The sequence below is a fragment of the Pseudoalteromonas sp. SiA1 genome, assembly GCF_018732205.1.
GTDB classification, from domain to species: Bacteria; Pseudomonadota; Gammaproteobacteria; order Enterobacterales; family Alteromonadaceae; genus Pseudoalteromonas; species Pseudoalteromonas tetraodonis.
The window spans coordinates 2,807,301-2,823,040 of the sequence record NZ_CP076084.1 but is presented as its reverse complement, the minus strand read 5'-3'; the positions used below and the strand labels follow the sequence as shown (position 1 = coordinate 2,823,040).

Annotated in this window: 16 protein-coding genes; 8 read left to right on the top strand and 8 right to left on the bottom strand. The window is 39.2% G+C overall.

The window, feature by feature from the left end; genetic code table 11:
- Positions 1-76 precede the first annotated feature (76 nt).
- Both KK487_RS13090 and KK487_RS13085 read left to right on the top strand, forming a co-directional pair.
- On the top strand, positions 77-808 hold the full coding sequence (locus tag KK487_RS13090; RefSeq protein ID WP_008464145.1) for a transglutaminase-like domain-containing protein: 732 nt from the start codon (positions 77-79) through the stop codon (positions 806-808).
- Positions 795-1,682, top strand: a complete 888-nt coding sequence (locus KK487_RS13085; RefSeq protein ID WP_008464143.1) for a cation diffusion facilitator family transporter — start codon at positions 795-797, stop codon at positions 1,680-1,682. Before KK487_RS13090 ends, KK487_RS13085 begins: the two co-directional genes overlap by 14 nt.
- Before the next feature lie 98 nt (positions 1,683-1,780).
- On the opposite strand, the gene KK487_RS13080 is transcribed toward KK487_RS13085, so the two are convergent.
- The 5 genes from KK487_RS13080 to KK487_RS13060 all read right to left on the bottom strand — a co-directional run bounded on the left by KK487_RS13080 (position 1,781) and on the right by KK487_RS13060 (position 8,516).
- Positions 1,781-4,894: an efflux RND transporter permease subunit gene (locus KK487_RS13080; RefSeq protein ID WP_013465884.1), complete on the bottom strand. Its 3,114-nt coding sequence runs from the start codon at positions 4,892-4,894 to the stop codon at positions 1,781-1,783.
- A 10-nt stretch (positions 4,895-4,904) separates the two neighbouring features.
- Positions 4,905-5,801: an efflux RND transporter periplasmic adaptor subunit gene (locus tag KK487_RS13075; RefSeq protein WP_008109684.1), complete on the bottom strand. Its 897-nt coding sequence runs from the start codon at positions 5,799-5,801 to the stop codon at positions 4,905-4,907.
- 70 nt (positions 5,802-5,871) lie between these two features.
- Positions 5,872-7,164 (bottom strand): TolC family protein, encoded by a 1,293-nt coding sequence (locus KK487_RS13070; RefSeq protein ID WP_033103104.1) that lies wholly within the window; start codon positions 7,162-7,164, stop codon positions 5,872-5,874.
- 72 nt (positions 7,165-7,236) lie between these two features.
- The gene (locus KK487_RS13065; protein ID WP_016899211.1) at positions 7,237-7,608 is read right to left on the bottom strand and encodes a hypothetical protein; all 372 of its coding nucleotides are present in this window, start codon (positions 7,606-7,608) and stop codon (positions 7,237-7,239) included.
- 8 nt (positions 7,609-7,616) lie between these two features.
- Positions 7,617-8,516 (bottom strand): cation efflux transmembrane domain-containing protein, encoded by a 900-nt coding sequence (locus KK487_RS13060; protein WP_013465880.1) that lies wholly within the window; start codon positions 8,514-8,516, stop codon positions 7,617-7,619.
- A gap of 509 nt (positions 8,517-9,025) precedes the next feature.
- Here KK487_RS13060 and KK487_RS18560 point away from each other — a divergent pair.
- From KK487_RS18560 to KK487_RS13030, 6 genes are read left to right on the top strand one after another with little or no spacing between them, the layout of a single operon-like run.
- Entirely contained in the window at positions 9,026-9,271 is a 246-nt protein-coding gene (locus tag KK487_RS18560) for a helix-turn-helix domain-containing protein (protein WP_016899212.1), read from the top strand.
- Positions 9,272-9,289: 18 nt separating this feature from the next.
- Complete coding sequence (locus KK487_RS13050; RefSeq protein WP_024596196.1) at positions 9,290-11,050, top strand: KAP family P-loop NTPase fold protein; 1,761 nt, start codon at positions 9,290-9,292, stop codon at positions 11,048-11,050.
- Between the two features lies 1 nt (position 11,051).
- Complete coding sequence (locus KK487_RS13045; protein WP_008109702.1) at positions 11,052-11,939, top strand: Qat anti-phage system associated protein QatB; 888 nt, start codon at positions 11,052-11,054, stop codon at positions 11,937-11,939.
- On the top strand, positions 11,932-13,266 hold the full coding sequence (gene qatC / locus KK487_RS13040) for a Qat anti-phage system QueC-like protein QatC (protein ID WP_008109704.1): 1,335 nt from the start codon (positions 11,932-11,934) through the stop codon (positions 13,264-13,266). Before KK487_RS13045 ends, qatC begins: the two co-directional genes overlap by 8 nt.
- Positions 13,263-13,994 carry a Qat anti-phage system TatD family nuclease QatD gene (qatD, locus tag KK487_RS13035; protein ID WP_128583154.1) on the top strand — a complete coding sequence of 244 codons (732 nt, stop codon included), beginning with the start codon at positions 13,263-13,265 and terminating at the stop codon, positions 13,992-13,994. Before qatC ends, qatD begins: the two co-directional genes overlap by 4 nt.
- Before the next feature lie 51 nt (positions 13,995-14,045).
- A complete protein-coding gene (locus tag KK487_RS13030; RefSeq protein ID WP_008109708.1) occupies positions 14,046-14,585 on the top strand; it encodes a manganese efflux pump MntP in 540 nt (179 codons plus the stop codon).
- Positions 14,586-14,607: 22 nt separating this feature from the next.
- Here KK487_RS13030 and KK487_RS13025 read toward each other — a convergent pair whose 3' ends face one another.
- The 3 genes from KK487_RS13025 to KK487_RS13015 are packed head-to-tail and all read right to left on the bottom strand — an operon-like array spanning position 14,608 to position 15,641.
- Positions 14,608-14,826 carry a GDCCVxC domain-containing (seleno)protein gene (locus KK487_RS13025; protein ID WP_008109710.1) on the bottom strand — a complete coding sequence of 73 codons (219 nt, stop codon included), beginning with the start codon at positions 14,824-14,826 and terminating at the stop codon, positions 14,608-14,610.
- Positions 14,814-15,203, bottom strand: a complete 390-nt coding sequence (gene merC, locus KK487_RS13020) for an organomercurial transporter MerC (protein ID WP_008109712.1) — start codon at positions 15,201-15,203, stop codon at positions 14,814-14,816. Before merC ends, KK487_RS13025 begins: the two co-directional genes overlap by 13 nt.
- Before the next feature lie 60 nt (positions 15,204-15,263).
- Positions 15,264-15,641 (bottom strand): MerR family transcriptional regulator, encoded by a 378-nt coding sequence (locus tag KK487_RS13015; protein WP_008464133.1) that lies wholly within the window; start codon positions 15,639-15,641, stop codon positions 15,264-15,266.
- Between the last annotated feature and the right edge of the window lie 99 nt (positions 15,642-15,740).

Sequence of the window (15,740 nt, the reverse complement as noted above, 5' to 3'; positions counted from 1 at the left end):
TTTCCCCCAGACATTTGATTCTATAGTTACTATAGAGTCTGTAGTATAAGTATGCAACGAAAAGGATATATAAAAAATGACCGAGAAATATTTAAACAATACGAATATCGTTAATTTTGAACACAAAGATATCCAATCCCTGATCGATCAGCGAGGATGGCAAAGCTTAGACGATTTCAACAAAATTGGAGCAGCATACCAATTTGTGAAAGATGAAATAATGTTTGGCTATAACAAGAGTGATGATATAGCAGCAAGCGATGTACTAGCAGATGGTTATGGGCAATGTAATACTAAGGGTAATCTGTTAATGGCGCTATTGCGTGGACTAGGTATCCAGTGTCGTTTCCATGGTTTTACCATTGATCAGCAATTACAAAAAGGGGCTATACCTAGCTATGTATTTTGGTTAGCACCTAAATACATCATTCATAGTTGGGTAGAAGTTTATTTCGATGGACGCTGGATAAACTTAGAGGGCTTTATATTGGATGAGCAATACTTAAGCTCACTACAGCAGAAATTTAGCCAAGCAAAAGATGACTTTTGTGTCTATGGTGTTGCAACAAAGTGTTTCTCTTCACCAAACACAAATTGGTGCGGCCAAGATACCTATATTCAAAAAGAAGGTATTCATGACGACTTTGGGCTTTATGATTCCCCTGATGAGTTTTATCTTGAAAAGGGTACTAATTTGTCGGGAGTAAAACGTTGGATGTATCAAGGTGTGATTCGCCATTTGATTAATATGAATGTATCAAAAATTAGAAATACAAAAGCACTGGAGGTACAAAATGCACAACCATAGTCACAGTCATCAGCATTCTAAAGATGATCGTATTGGTTGGGCATTTTTTCTGAATGTGACATTTACTATTATCGAATTTATAGGTGGTTGGCTCACTAACAGTACTGCGATAATGGCAGATGCAGTTCACGATCTTGGTGATAGTCTTTCAATAGGTTTTGCGTGGATTTTAAGTCGTTTTTCAGATAAAGAAGCATCAGATAAGTTTAGTTATGGTTATCGTAGACTTACTCTCTTTGGCGCATTGATAAACAGTATTGTTTTAATCATTGGCTCAATTTGGATTTTATTTGAAGCAATTCCAAGGCTGTCCAATCCTGAAATGCCTGTAGTCGAGGGGATGTTAGGGCTAGCGATACTCGGCGTTGCCGTTAACGGATATGCGGTATTAAAATTAAAAGCGGGTGAAACATTAAATGAGAAAGTGCTGACATGGCACCTTCTTGAAGATGTACTTGGATGGGTTGCCGTTCTTATAGTCTCTATCGTACTGTTGTTCGCTGAACTGCCGATATTAGATCCCCTTTTATCAATAGGGTTCACGCTGTTCATCTTGTTTAATGTTTTCAAAAACCTGAAATCAACACTCGTTTTATTTCTTCAAGCTGCACCCGATAAAGAGACTCAAAAGCGTATTAAACTATCACTAATGGAATTTCCTGAAGTTAATGGTATCCACCACATGCACTTTTGGTCACTAGATGGTGAAAGTCACGTTTTAACAGCGCACCTTGAGCTGAGTGACAACTTTGACGTTAAAGAATTAATTAGGCTTAAACAAGAAGTTGCAGCTAAATTATCTTCCTATCATTTATCGCATACAACGATAGAGTTTGAGTTTTTAAATGAAAATTGTCGGGATGAAGCGCAGTAAGCTTTATCAATAAAATGTTGGGCATACAATATAAAAAGCAGCTTAATTAGGCATAACCTATTAATTAAGCTGCTTTTTGGGCTTTAAATTTCGTCAGATTACTGTTTGTTACTCTCAGAGCCATGCGCCCATTGATATAAAACAGGTAATACAAACAAAGTTAAAATGGTAGAAGATACAATACCGCCGATAACGACTGTTGCTAGTGGTCGTTGTACTTCTGCACCAATTCCAGTGTTTAGCGCCATTGGAATAAAACCTAAACTAGCAACCAGTGCCGTCATTAAAATAGGTCTTAAACGAATGATGGCACCTTCAATGATCGCTACGTAAAGGTCGCCTTTTTCATGCCAAAGATCTCGAATAAAAGCCAACATAACCAAGCCATTTAATACGGCGACACCTGACAATGCTATGAAGCCGACACCTGCCGAAATTGATAAGGGCATGTCTCTTAAATAAAGTGAAAATACGCCCCCAGTTAATGCTAAAGGCACGCCACTGAAAATGATTAATGCATCTTTTAATGAACCAAATGCGATAACCAAAATACCTAAGATTACAACTAATGTGATCGGTACAACTAAGCTTAATCTTTTACTCGCTGACTCTAGTTGTTCAAACGTTCCACCATAATCAAGCCAGTATCCTGCTGGGATTTCTCCTTCCTGATTAATTTTAGCTTTCACTTCTTTTACAAAGCCGCCTAAATCTCTGCCACGAACATTGACGGTAACCACAACTCTTCTTTTTCCGTTCTCACGGCTAATTTGAGCAGGTAAAGACTCTGATTTAAGCTCTGCAACTTCTTCAAGTGGCACATAGTTACCACCCTCAAGTGGAAGCGGCAGGTGCTTCAAGCTATCGATATCTGTTCTTGTTTGCTCTGGTAGGCGAACAACTAACTCAAATCGTCTGTCTCCTTCATAAATGATCCCCGCAGATTCTCCACCAATTGCAGTAGCAACCCAGTCTTGCAGTTCTGAAACGCTCAAACCGTATCGACCAAGCGCTTCTCGTTTAGGAATTACTGATAAAGATGGAACACCTGTGACCTGTTCCATTCGGGCATCAGCAGCACCGTCCACGGTTTTCACAATATTTAGAATATCTTTTGCGGTAAGTAATAATCGATCTAAGTCATCACCAAATATTTTGATGCCGACATCAGCTCTAACGCCAGAAATCAATTCATTGAAACGCATTTGAATAGGCTGAGTGAATTCATAGTTGTTGCCCGGAATGTTTTTCAGTACTTCTTCCATTTCTTCAACTAATTCACTCTTTGGCTTTGAAGGTTCGGCCCATTCTTTACGTGGTTTTAAAATAACAAAGATATCAGCAATACTCGGTGGCATTGGATCAGTTGCTACTTCTGATGTGCCGATGCGCGAGAATACTTTATCAACTTCAGGAAACGCTTTAATACGTTGCTCAAGTACTTCTTGCATTTCTACTGATTGCTCTAGGCCGGTAGAAGGTATTCTTAGCGCTTGGACTGTTATATCCCCTTCATTTAGCTGTGGAACAAATTCACTACCCAGCGTTGTTGCTAACCAAAGGCTATACCCCATTAACAGCGTTGAGAATGAAACAATAACCCAACGAAATTTCAACGCCATTTTTAACAATGGTTCATAAATAGACTTGGTTGAACGAATAACTACACTTTCTTTTTCGCTGATTTTACCTTTCATAAACACAGCTACAGCAGCAGGAACCAGTGTAACTGAAAGGATCATTGCGGAAATTAACGCCATAACGACAGTTGCCGCCATAGGGTGGAACATTTTCCCTTCAACGCCAGTTAGCGTGAAAATGGGGATGTAAACAACAGTGATAATTGCCACACCAAACAAGCTTGGACGTATCACTTCTGAAGTGGCTTCAAAAACGGTATTTAGGCGTTCTCTTAAGTCTTGCCTATGACCGTTGTGTTGGGCCTGTGCTAACCTACGGACAGAGTTTTCAACGATGATTACAGCCCCGTCCACTATCAAGCCAAAGTCCAATGCGCCGAGACTCATTAAATTGGCAGATACTCCTGCTTGCGCCATACCTGTGATTGTCATTAACATGGAAATAGGGATAACAGCAGCGGTAATGAGAGCTGCACGTAAATTTCCAAGTAGAATAAATAACACAACAATAACTAAAAGCGCACCTTCAACGAGGTTTTTGGTAACGGTTGCAATCGCTTTATCTACTAACGTTGTTCTGTCGTAAACAGGCTCTGCGGTAATGCCCTTTGGCAGAGATTTTTGTATTTCGCTGAGCTTATGTTCCACTTCTAAAGCAACGGTGCGAGAATTCTCACCAATCAGCATCATGGTTGTACCAAGCACTGTCTCAATGCCATTACGAGTAGCAGCCCCTGTTCTAAGTTCTTTGCCTATAGCAACATTGGCAACATCACTTATTTTTACAGGAATACCATCGTTCTTTTTGATGATGACATTGAGGATCTCATCTATTGTCGCTAGTTGCCCAATGGAGCGTACTAAAACTTGCTGTCCGTTTTGTTCGATATAACCTGCGCCACGGTTGTCATTGTTTTTACGTAATGCATCAGATATTTCTTCAAAGGTTACCTGATGAAAAAGTAATTTTTCGGGTTTAGGCGTTATGTGATATTGCTTGTTGTAGCCGCCGATACTGTTGACCTCAATGACGCCTTTAACTTGAGCCAATTGCGGTTTAATGATCCAGTCTTGTATTTCTCTTAAGGCAATAGCGGTATAAGGCTCTCCATTAGGCATTTTAGCGTCAGGAGAAGCTTGTACGGTATACATAAATATTTCGCCAAGCCCTGTCGAAATAGGACCCATTTCTGGCTCTAAGCCAGAGGGAATAACGCCTTTTATCGCAGCTAATCTTGCATTGATTAAGTTGCGAGCAAAATAAATATCGGTTCCCTCTTCAAAGATAACGGTTACTTGAGATAATCCATATCTTGACAGGGAGCGGGTGTGAGACAGCTTTGGCAATCCGGCTAAGGCGGTTTCTACAGGAAAGGTCACCCTTTGTTCCGCTTCCAAAGGTGAATAACCGGGGGCAGAAGTGTTTATTTGTACCTGCACGTTTGTTATATCTGGAACAGCATCAATGGGAAGTTTTTGATAACTCCACATGCCAACGCCGATGATTACCATCAGCAGACTTAATACTAAATAGCGTCTATTTATTGCAAGACGCAAAATTGATTCAATCATATTGCGTCTCCTAATCGTCGTCTTCTACTTCAGATTTCAAAATATCCGCTTTTATCAGATAACTGTTTTTGTTTACATATTCAGCGTCTTTACTGAGGCCATCAATGACCTCGATATAGTTTTTGTCTGAACGTCCGAGCACAAGTGGCGCAAACTCGTACTCTTCATCTTCTTTTACAAAGACACCAAATTGTCCTCCCAGTTCTTGTATCGCAACTTTCTCGACGGCTAAATCCACCTCAAATCGGTTTATCTTTACGCTGCCCATTAATAATTGGCCTGAGGTTAGGTTTAGCTCAGTGTTATTTAAACGTACACGTGCTAAAACATAAGACTGATCTTTAGCTGGAATTATATTGGTGATGGTTGAGTTGAATGCCTGTTCACCATGCTCAATATCAACAGGTTGACCGACTTTGATTTGATTATATTGGCTGGTAAACACCTTAAATTCAGCCCACAAGGTGTCAAAATTGACGATTTCAAACAAGCTAGTGTTTTGCGTGATACCGCCAATATTTCCATTTCGCTGTAAAACAGTCCCAGAAACAGGGGATGTTATTTTATAGGTATTTAAGCTTTCATTAGATTCAATAACGGCTAATAGATCTCCTTTTTTTACCTTATCACCAACAGTGGAGTTAATTGTCTTTATAACGCCGTTATATCTAGCGCCAACTTGAAATAATTGTTCAGCGCCTATCGTCGTAGCGCCGTATACAGGGATAGTTTGGTTCAACGTTTTTGAAGCTAAATAGGCTGTTTCAACACCAAGCCTTTTTGCCATGTTATTGTTTATTTTGCTAATGCCTTCTTCGCCTTCATGTTCATCTTCACTAGCGATAACACTTTGAATGGGTGATAGATACCCAATAAAAATCAATAGTGCGAGTAAATAGTTTTTCATTTTGAATTCCTAAACGATTCAGTTAATAACTGAATCAATAAATTGTTATTAAACTTAAAGTGATGTTTATTTAGAGTGACAGCGCTTCGTTTGTTAGTTTTTCTATCTCTGCGCCATAAATTAGGGCAGCAGATGCCGCATCAATGAGGGTTCGCCGAGCATTTAACAGCTCTTGTCTAGCCGATACATAATCAAGATATCCATATCGACCTTTTTGATAGGCGTCTTGAGTATCTTCCAGTGCATCTTCAAGCATTGGGATAACCGACTGCTTTAATGAATTAGCTGTTAATATGGCTTGTTTTCTATTGGAGTATGCTCGTAGTAAGTGATTTCTAAACCTCAACTTAGTCGCCTCTTTCTCTATGGCAACTTGGTCACGCTCTGCTAGCGCACTAGCGATTGCACCAGAATTTCGCTTTTCAGCAAACAAAGGTAAGCTAAAGCCAGCGACCAGTGCCGTATCATTGGCTTCTTGAGAGCGCCTAACACCAACAGACCATTTGATATTGGCCGTTGACTCTGTTTTAGCCAACTGTAATTCGGCCTCTTTTAGTCGCTGCTCACTTGCATAAACTTGAATAGCAGGGTTTTTCTCTAACTTCGCAAAAAGGCTGTTAAAGTCACTATCATTGCCAAACTGAAAAAGATCCCCTTGTACTTCAGAGAAGGTTACAGAGTTTTCCCCCCAGTAGGCTGCTAATGAGAGCTTCAAATATTCCAAGCGCTTTTGTTCAGATTGAAGGGTGAGGTTAGCCTGAGCAATAACTGCTTTTGAGCGTTTCACTTCAGCCTCAGGAGTAGCACCTGCGCGGTTACGCTGAGATACAATCTCTAACGTTTCTTGTGCTAAGCTCAAAGCATTTTCTGCCAATATAACTCTTTGTTGGGCTGCAAGTACTTCCACGTACTTCTCAGTGACTTGAGCCATTAAATTAAGCGCAGAGACTTCTTTCTCAGCATTGAGTAGTGCTCTTGATTTTGAAACAAGTCCAATCCGCGCTGAGCGTTTATCTCCCATTTCGATAACCGAAGATAGAGCGACTGTTAATTCAGCACTGTCGAATGCATTAAATTCACCTGAGCCTGCAAAGTTCTCAGCTTCAACTTCTAGTTCATAAGCAGGATTTAAACTTGCTGTTTGTTCTTGTCCTGTTAATGCGGTTTGTTTGAAATCAAATATTTTGAGTTCAGGATTTTGTTTAAGCGTCCACTGAATTGCCTCTTGAAGATTTAACTGCTTTTCAAAGGCATAAACATTAAATGTAAAAAGTGACAACGCGAGAAACGCGATATATTTAAGCCGAGGTGTTACACACCTCAAAATTGCTATCTTGCGATGCACACAGGTATTAAGTGCCATGTATACTTTCCTATAAATTTATATGTTTTTTTCGGTCATTAACATTTGACCTTTCATAATTTTCTATAAAATTTAGGCGTATTTAGGTGGGCGGAATGGCACCGAGATATAGCCTTTTAGCTCAGGAGAAACTAAGGCGTAGGTAAGGAAATATTCTATTGCTTGGAAAATGTTACAGGAAGAATCAGCATTTAAAAATAAGTGACAACAGCAACAAAAATTACAATTATCAATTGAAGAGTTGCTATTATTCACCTCAAGCATATTGGAGTCTTCTGGAGCTTTTAGCGGGGTAATAGACTTAGTTAGTGATGAACTAAAAGAACTTTCACTTAAGTTTATTTCAAGCTCTTCTAGCGAAAAAAACACAGACTGCACCGCGATTAAAATCATTATCACGTATGATATATTTGATTTGATATACGATGAGTGCATTATTTTCATTTCTCTGCTTAATACTTTAGCTGTAAGATGCGGCGAGCACCGTTTAAAACGACAAGAGCAATTATCAAACCAATCACTAAATCTGGATAACGACTGCTTGTTGCTGTAACTAATAAGCCAGCTAAAATTACACCAACGTTTGCGATAACGTCATTTGCGGAAAAAATCCAACTCGCTTTCATATGAGCGCCGTCTTCTTTGTTGCCAAATATCAAAAACAGACAAGCAACGTTAGCGATTAGTGCTATTCCACCAAATATCATCATTAAAGAAGAGATCGGTTCACTACCGTAAACAAAGCGTCTTACGACTTCGCTCAAAGCACCTAGCGCTAGAATAACTTGAAGCACACCAGATATATGTGCTGCTCTAAGTTTCATGCTAATACTTTTACCTACGGCATAAATAGCTAAACCATACACAGCAGCATCAGCAAACATATCTAATGAGTCTGCAATTAGGCCAGCAGACTGTGCAATAATCCCAGCAATTACTTCTATAAAAAACATGACTCCATTAATGGCTAACAACCATTTTAGGGTTGATGCTTCTTTCATCTCATTTTTTTGGGCTAAGTCTTTTGCTTTTGCAGCTTCTGTACTGCAACTTTGTTTAGTTGACTCTAACTCTGCACCGAGTTTAAGTTGTTGTAACTTTTTTGTTATCTCATCTAAATTTTCATCATGAAAAACTTTGACTAAGCGATTAGGAATATCAAACTGCAATCCAACTGAAGGCTGAATTGAGTCAAGTGCTAATCTGATCAATCTCTCTTCTGAAGGACAGTCCATTTGAGGCACTTTATATGTACTGACAAACGCGCCACTATAGTTATCTAATTGTGTATCAATTTTTACGTCTTCGTTGGTAGGAGATGATTGACACTGACCACTACATTTTTCTGACATATTTAACATTCCGAAACAATATTAAAATAAGTATAAAATCTATAGTGGCTATAGAGTCAAATAAAAAGTTATTTAATTTGAAAAGATTGGGAAGTAACTCAAATAGCTATTCCAAGAAAATAATTGTTGGGGGGTAGTGACAGCAAACACTGCTAACATTATTTGGACTGCCCGTTTTATACCGATGTTTATCAAAGATAAAAAATAGAAGAGCTATCTAGATAGAATAAATTAACCGATGATCCTAATTCCACATTAAAGTCGCGTTGGTGTGTTACTAATTGTACAGAGGATCTAAAACAAGATTTAAATTTAAAAGTAAGAGCAACGACTATATTGTTGGAACACTTGTCATGAGATACGCTAAGCCTAATGTCCGGTTTCGTATCAAAGTGAATTTTAGCTGAAGTAATTTTGTACCATCGTTTACGACTGCTTCAGGCTCAAATCTGACGAAGATTTCCTAGTACTCACCCAATCTGGCTTGATGAGAAATAATCTCAAACATTATGCGTAGCCACATATTCGCTCAACTTGAGCGGGATCTTATAAAAGCCAGAACCACAGAAGGTCGTGAAGAGGCTAAAGCTAAAGGCAAACACATGGGCAGATTGCCTGCTTTATCAGACAAACAAGCGAAAGAATTATATAAAGATAAATTAAATGGTGAATCGATCTCTGCATTAGCGAAGAAATATTCTGTTAGCCGCCCCACGGTTCACCGAATTATTGAAAGAATGGAACAAAAGAAATAATAAATAAAAGGAGACGTTATGTGGTCTGATAAAGAATCAAAAATTGATTTCTTAAATTTTAATGAAACGGCTGAGTCAATAAAAGATCTTATAACAGAAAAGGAGTTAATGCCTATTAGTATAGGCGTTTTTGGTGATTGGGGCGCTGGAAAATCGACGATTCTTGAACTTACTAAGGCTTCTCTGGAAAGTGATGAACAAGAATATATCCAAGTACATTTCGATGCATGGACTTTCCAAGGGTATGATGACGCTAAAGCGGCGTTACTAGAAACAATTGCATCTACTTTAGTTAAAAAAGCAGCAGACGATAAAAATCTCAGTGCAAAAGCAAAAGAGTTTGCTGGACGAATAGATAAGATCAGACTGATGGGATTGCTAATGGATGGTGGTGCAGCATTAGCTGGTATACCAACTATGGGTGGTATACAGAAGATCATGGGACTATTCAGTGGTGGTGACGATGGTGAACTGGATGTTGATGATGTAAAAGGTGCTGTCGATGGCGCTAAGGATGTCGCGAAGAAAAACAAAGGTTTGATCAAAGATAATAAATCATTTTCACCTCCTAAAGAAATTAAAGAATTCCGAAAAGCATATTCTGATCTGTTAAAGGAGTTTGATAAGCCACTTATTGTCTATGTCGATAATTTAGATCGCTGCTCTCCATTTAATGCTATTTCGACCCTTGAGGCGATCAGGTTATTTCTATTTTTACCCAATACTGCATTTGTTATTGCCGCCGATGAGGACATGATCCGCTTGGCAGTGCCTGAGTATCACAAAGGTGCATCTCAACGACATCAAACTGATTATTTAGACAAGCTTATTCAAATTCCTGTGCATGTACCAAGACCCGGCGTTCTGGAGATAAGGGCATATTTAATGATGCTTACTGCTCAAGATCACGGCGTTACCGATGCGCAATTAGAAACGATAAGATGTGCCCTTGAAGAGTCATTAAGGCTGTCGTGGAAACAACCACAAATTACCGTTGACGAGCTACTTCAAGATCACGAGATTGAAAAGCATTCCGAACTCAGAAGTAAATTTGTGGTTGCTGAACAGTTAGCTCCACTATTAGCTGAATCCACAAACATTAACGGCAACCCTCGCATAGTTAAGCGATTACTCAATCAGGTTAAGATGAGAAAGAAAACCGCTCATCGCAGAGGAATGCAGCTTGATGAAAAAACTATCACTAAGCTGGTAATTTTTGAGAGGTGCTTAGGCACTCAGGCTACCAACAAGCTTTATGAATTAATTGATAAGGAAAACGGATATCCAAAAGTATTAGCGGATCTTGAAAATTCAGAAGTCGAATTTGACGAAATTAATTTACCTGAAGAGTGGAAACTCGACCTAGCTTTTATTGATAAATGGTCGAAATTACCTCCCATGTTCACTGAAATGGATTTGACACCAGCGGCATATCTGAGCAGAGAAAGCATTCCAATGGGGGCTGTTAATTCGGTAATGTCTGGAGCCGCTCAAAAACTCGTAGAAGAATTAATGAAGCAAAAGGTAAGGGTCAGTGGCGTTAACTCTACTGCGATTACCACAACTCCGAAGGAAGAATACATGTCAGTCATGGATGGTTTGATTGAAAACTTTAAGTTGATTGGTGATTGGACCGAAAGACCAACAGGCATTTATGGGGCTGTGTTACTTGCCAAGCAGGATGATAAATGTAGCTTAAGTCTTCTTACATTTTTAAAAAGCTTGCCCCGCCAAAGATGGCTTAATCCAATTTTAAAAGAACTAGAGGGAACTAAGTAATATGGGTACGTCCGCATCGTCAACAGGACCAAATAATAAGAGTCCACTTATTCCATCTTGGGCAGAGCAAGGAGATCCTGTCACAATAGAACCTGCATCAGGTACTGATGGGGATGAGCAAGCTGGCTCTGATAATAATCAAGCTGATGATCAGAATGACAATAGCAATGATATTGACAATGACAAGGTTCAACAAGAAATCGGTGGTTCACCTACAGCAACACCGCCTCCAAATAGGTTTGCCAGTGCCAGAAGAGCATTTGGTAAATATGCGCAAACAGGTGGCTCAACCTCAGATCTAAGGCGTTCATTAAAAAGTTACTCTAGAAAAGGCTCTGGCGGAGGTAAAAGCACAAGCAGGAGACTATCAAGCGGCATAACTGCTGGTTCTGGATTGCTTGGTGTCATGCGTGGCGACACCGTAACGGTTAATAATCAAAGCTTATCATTAGGTGATCTAACTGGGCTATCGACTGATCAAGCAATCGACAAAATTGCTAGCCATTTAGCGCCTGATAATGCCGATTCGGATGCTGTAAGAGTTGCGTTGGATTACGCACTAGAAGAAGCACTCCCCGATACAGAAGAATTTGACCCAAACAGTTTTACTGACGAAGTTATCCAAGAAGCCATAGGCTGTTATTTAACAGACCTTATTTTTCAGGATGTGGTTGAAGGCATGGGCAGAGCTTGGTTTCATGTTGAGCCAGCAAGCAAGCATCATCAAATGGAAGTTGAATTAAGGGAACTAATAAAAGTGATTACACAAGAGCAGTTAGACAAAGTAACTAATGGCAACCCCAGTACTATTAGCAAAGAAAATATTACTAAAATTCAAGCCGATGCTATTGCTATGACGGTTGATGAATGGGAGAGCTTTAATGACTAATTTTTACTTTAACCATGACCCTGCTAACTTGCCTGACTTTTCTGATGATTGTCATCCTGTCCAAATGTTTCATACGCATCAAAATGACATCACTAAGCACAGCTTGGTGTCAAAACAACTACTACAAACAGTTCGTGATTTAGGATTGAATGTAGATGCTGATTCAATAGATCTGATAACAATTGCTACCGCCGTTACCGCTGCTGATACATTTGAATTAAGGGATAATGCAGAAAATGCATGGGCTAGAAAAATGCATTTGCATGTTCCTGTAACTGATGAGGATATGTGGAATTTTGTAGAACCTGAACTGAGTTCTTTGCTCAACTTTCTTACAGGCGATCAATGGCTGTTTACTTTTGAAAAAACAACTATGCCGATGCCGACTCCTAAAACAAGTGAGCAAGCGAAAGCAAAAGCAAAATCATTAATTGGACTCAACTCTGTTTGCCTTTTTTCTGGTGGTCTTGATAGCGCAGTTGGTGCAATTGATATTTTGAACGGAGAATCAGATTTAAAGCCTCTCTTGGTTAGTCACGCTTATCGTGGTGATGGCGCTAAGCAAGAAGACATTAAGCAATTATTATCCCCGCCATTCGGCGAATTGTCCTATTCAATGTCTCCCCATATTATTAAGCACTTAGAAGGTAAAACTGACATTAGTATGAGGGGAAGAAGCTTTAACTTCCTAGCTATGGCGGTACTTGGTATATCAGCCTTAAGAAATGCTAATTGCGATAGCAGTATTGAAACTATTGTCGTCCCAGAGAATGGCTATATTTCTATAAATCCGCCGCTTACCAGAAGACGGATTGGTAGCCATAGCACTAGAACTACTCATCCTAATTTTCTAAGCAGGCTTGAATCTTTGCTTAGAGACACTGGGTTTCATGTCAAATTTGTAAACCCCTATCAATTCAAAACTAAAGGTGAAATGTTAGCGGAATGTGTTGATCAAGACGCAATTAGAAAAGCAGTTCCCCTAAGTGTTTCATGCAGTCATTGGCACAGAGAACATAAACAGTGTGGGCATTGTGTACCTTGCCTTATTCGAAGAGCGTCAGTTTTTCATGCTGGTTTTACACAAGATGCGCCATACAAGACAAAGCGGTTGAGAGATCTTATCAAAGAAAAAGATACTCGCGATGATCTCCAAGCGGTTCAAACTGCCATTATTAGATTGAAACAATCCGATAACTATCGTTCTTGGCTTCGAAGTTCAGGGCCAATACCACAAGAAAAAGATATACGAGAAAAATTAGAATCAACTATTAAGCGAGGATTGGCAGAGGTTGAATTATTTCTCCAAGCGGATAAATCGTCATGATGGATCTTCATTGCCACGTTGATTTATATCCAGATCATCAAGAGGTATTGAACGACATAAAAAGCAGTAATTATTACGTGCTATCAGTAACTACGGTGCCTTCAGCTTTTGAAGGTACTGTCCAGTTAACAAGTGGCATAAAACACTGTAAGACGGCCTTGGGGCTTCACCCTCAACTTGCTCATCTAAGAAAAAATGAATTAGCACTATTCGATAAGCTAGTTGATAGAACTAGATATATTGGAGAAATTGGACTGGATGGCTCAAAAGGTTACGCTGATTACTTTGATGATCAATTAGAGGTTTTCACGCATATTCTAAAAAAATGTGAAGGCTTTGATGACAAAATACTAACTATCCATAGTCTTAACGCGACTGGTGAAGTTCTTGAACAACTTAAGTTACATCCCAATGCTGGTACTTCTATTCTTCATTGGTTTTTAGGTACTAAGAAGCAAGTTCTAGAAGCCGTCGAGCTAGGCTGTTTCTTCTCTATTGGGCCAGCCATGCTAACTTCAGCCAGAGCTAAAAAAGTAATATCGTGGATACCTCAAGATAGAGTTCTACTCGAAACTGATGGACCTTTCGCCAAAGTGGCGGGGAATATTCTGTTTCCTTCAAGTGTTGGCACTGTTACTGAATATCTGGCTGAAATTTGGTGTAAAAATAAGGCTTTGATAATAGAAAAATTGTCAGTAAATCTTAGGTGTTTAACATCAATCAAGTAACTAATTATACGTCACGTAATCTTATAACAATTTTATTCAGGTTTAATCGGTTTGTTTGAAGTATTTGTATTAGCTATAGCACTCAGTATGGACGCGTTTGCAGTATCCATAGGCTTAGGTTCTAAAAAAGTAGTAAATGCTGAAAAGCTCTTTATTAAAGCCGCTGCTTATTTTGGTTTTTTCCAAGGCTTTATGCCTCTTTTAGGCTATTACAGCGGTAAAGGTTTATCATCTTGGATTGAAGATTATGCACCTTGGATAGCTTTTATTTTGCTAGTATTTATCGGTGGCAAAATGATTTATGAGTCCCAATCTGAAGGAATTGAAGAAGATATTGCTAATGTTACTCATCGTGTACTATTTGTTCTTGCTATTGCCACCAGTATTGATGCAATGGCGGCAGGTTATGCAATCACATTGCTTGAGGTAGATATAGCCGTAGCTTGCTTGATAATAGGCGTCACGACGTTTGCCTTTAGCTGGATTGGTGTGAATATCGGCGAAAGAAGTGGCGTATGGCTGGAATCTAAAGCTGAACTATTTGGTGGTTTAGTGTTAATCGCAATCGCATTTAAGATATTACTTGGTTGACACAGAACCACCGAATACTAGGCTACTTACCTGAGCAACATGCATTGCCTTCTTGAATAGGAGGACACTTAACTGTTCCATAAGAGCAATAAACGCAACAATCACCTTTTAACGGTTTAAGTAGTGCTTTACAGCTTTCGCATTCGTAATACCATTGGCAAGCGTTTGTAGGCATGGTTTCAACTTTGCTAAATCCACATTCAGGGCAAGTGATTTTAGATTCTAGTTCTATACCTTGCATACTGGTTCCTTAATGGGCTTAACAATATCTAAAATAGACATTACGACCATCCAAATGATCCCAAAGTAAAATAAGTAAGTGCTCCAGTCGTATTGCCATAAAGGATAAAGGGTCAGCAATACTGCAATTGGGCCAATGACACTTAAAACGCCTCTCAATGAATCTCGATGTTGATACCAATTATAGAAATTAACTAACAACGCTAGTGAAGCAAATAATGGCAATAAGGTGTTCACCGCTATCCCTTCAAAATGTGAAAGAAAACCTAACCCAAGAGCAGATGCCAATGAGCCGAGTGCAGGAAAACATGCTGTGCAGCTAAGGGCGGCTAGCCAAACGCCACCAGAACCTACTTTATCTAGAATTTTATTGATCATAACTATCTACCTCAATTTTTAAGGTAGTATAAACTCCGTACATAAGTACGGGGTCAATAGCTATTTAAGTGAATTTATTACCGGGCAGGATTGAGGGTCTTGATTGGCCTTGCAAGAATCTGTCATATCTTGAATTACTTTCTCTAATCGCTGTAAATCAGCAATTTTATTACGAATGAGATTAAGTTTTTGCAACCCCATCGACTCAATATCAGCGCAACTGTCACTTAGTGACATAAGCGATTCAATTTCTTTCAGCGTAAACCCTAATGCTTTAGCTTTCAGAATAAATTTGAGTTGACTGGTAAGGGCATCGCCATACATTCTGTAACCAGACTCTGGTTTTAAAGGTTGCTCTATCAGACCTTGGCGCTCATAGAAACGGATTGTTTCAACATTGATATCTAAATCTTTTGCCAGTTTTCCAATGGTTCTCATAAACATACTCTTTAGAAGCAGAAATATCATTATACAATTAATGCGGATTGCCTAAACTCAATTTTATTGCATGAACGGGGTCGCTAAGCGTCCTCTTTG

Bases quoted from the DNA above. Each gene is read 5' to 3' on its own strand.
- qatC (WP_008109704.1), top strand. From the start codon at position 11,932: ATGACTAATTTTTACTTTAACCATGACCCTGCTAACTTGCCTGACTTT.
- qatD (WP_128583154.1), top strand. From the start codon at position 13,263: ATGATGGATCTTCATTGCCACGTTGATTTATATCCAGATCATCAAGAG.
- KK487_RS13070 (WP_033103104.1), bottom strand. From the start codon at position 7,164: ATGGCACTTAATACCTGTGTGCATCGCAAGATAGCAATTTTGAGGTGT.
- KK487_RS13090 (WP_008464145.1), top strand. From the start codon at position 77: ATGACCGAGAAATATTTAAACAATACGAATATCGTTAATTTTGAACAC.
- KK487_RS13080 (WP_013465884.1), bottom strand. From the start codon at position 4,894: ATGATTGAATCAATTTTGCGTCTTGCAATAAATAGACGCTATTTAGTA.
- KK487_RS13060 (WP_013465880.1), bottom strand. From the start codon at position 8,516: ATGTCAGAAAAATGTAGTGGTCAGTGTCAATCATCTCCTACCAACGAA.
- KK487_RS13085 (WP_008464143.1), top strand. From the start codon at position 795: ATGCACAACCATAGTCACAGTCATCAGCATTCTAAAGATGATCGTATT.
- KK487_RS13025 (WP_008109710.1), bottom strand. From the start codon at position 14,826: ATGCAAGGTATAGAACTAGAATCTAAAATCACTTGCCCTGAATGTGGA.
- KK487_RS18560 (WP_016899212.1), top strand. From the start codon at position 9,026: ATGCGTAGCCACATATTCGCTCAACTTGAGCGGGATCTTATAAAAGCC.
- KK487_RS13015 (WP_008464133.1), bottom strand. From the start codon at position 15,641: ATGAGAACCATTGGAAAACTGGCAAAAGATTTAGATATCAATGTTGAA.
- merC (WP_008109712.1), bottom strand. From the start codon at position 15,203: ATGATCAATAAAATTCTAGATAAAGTAGGTTCTGGTGGCGTTTGGCTA.
- KK487_RS13045 (WP_008109702.1), top strand. From the start codon at position 11,052: ATGGGTACGTCCGCATCGTCAACAGGACCAAATAATAAGAGTCCACTT.
- KK487_RS13075 (WP_008109684.1), bottom strand. From the start codon at position 5,801: ATGAAAAACTATTTACTCGCACTATTGATTTTTATTGGGTATCTATCA.
- KK487_RS13050 (WP_024596196.1), top strand. From the start codon at position 9,290: ATGTGGTCTGATAAAGAATCAAAAATTGATTTCTTAAATTTTAATGAA.
- KK487_RS13065 (WP_016899211.1), bottom strand. From the start codon at position 7,608: ATGAAAATAATGCACTCATCGTATATCAAATCAAATATATCATACGTG.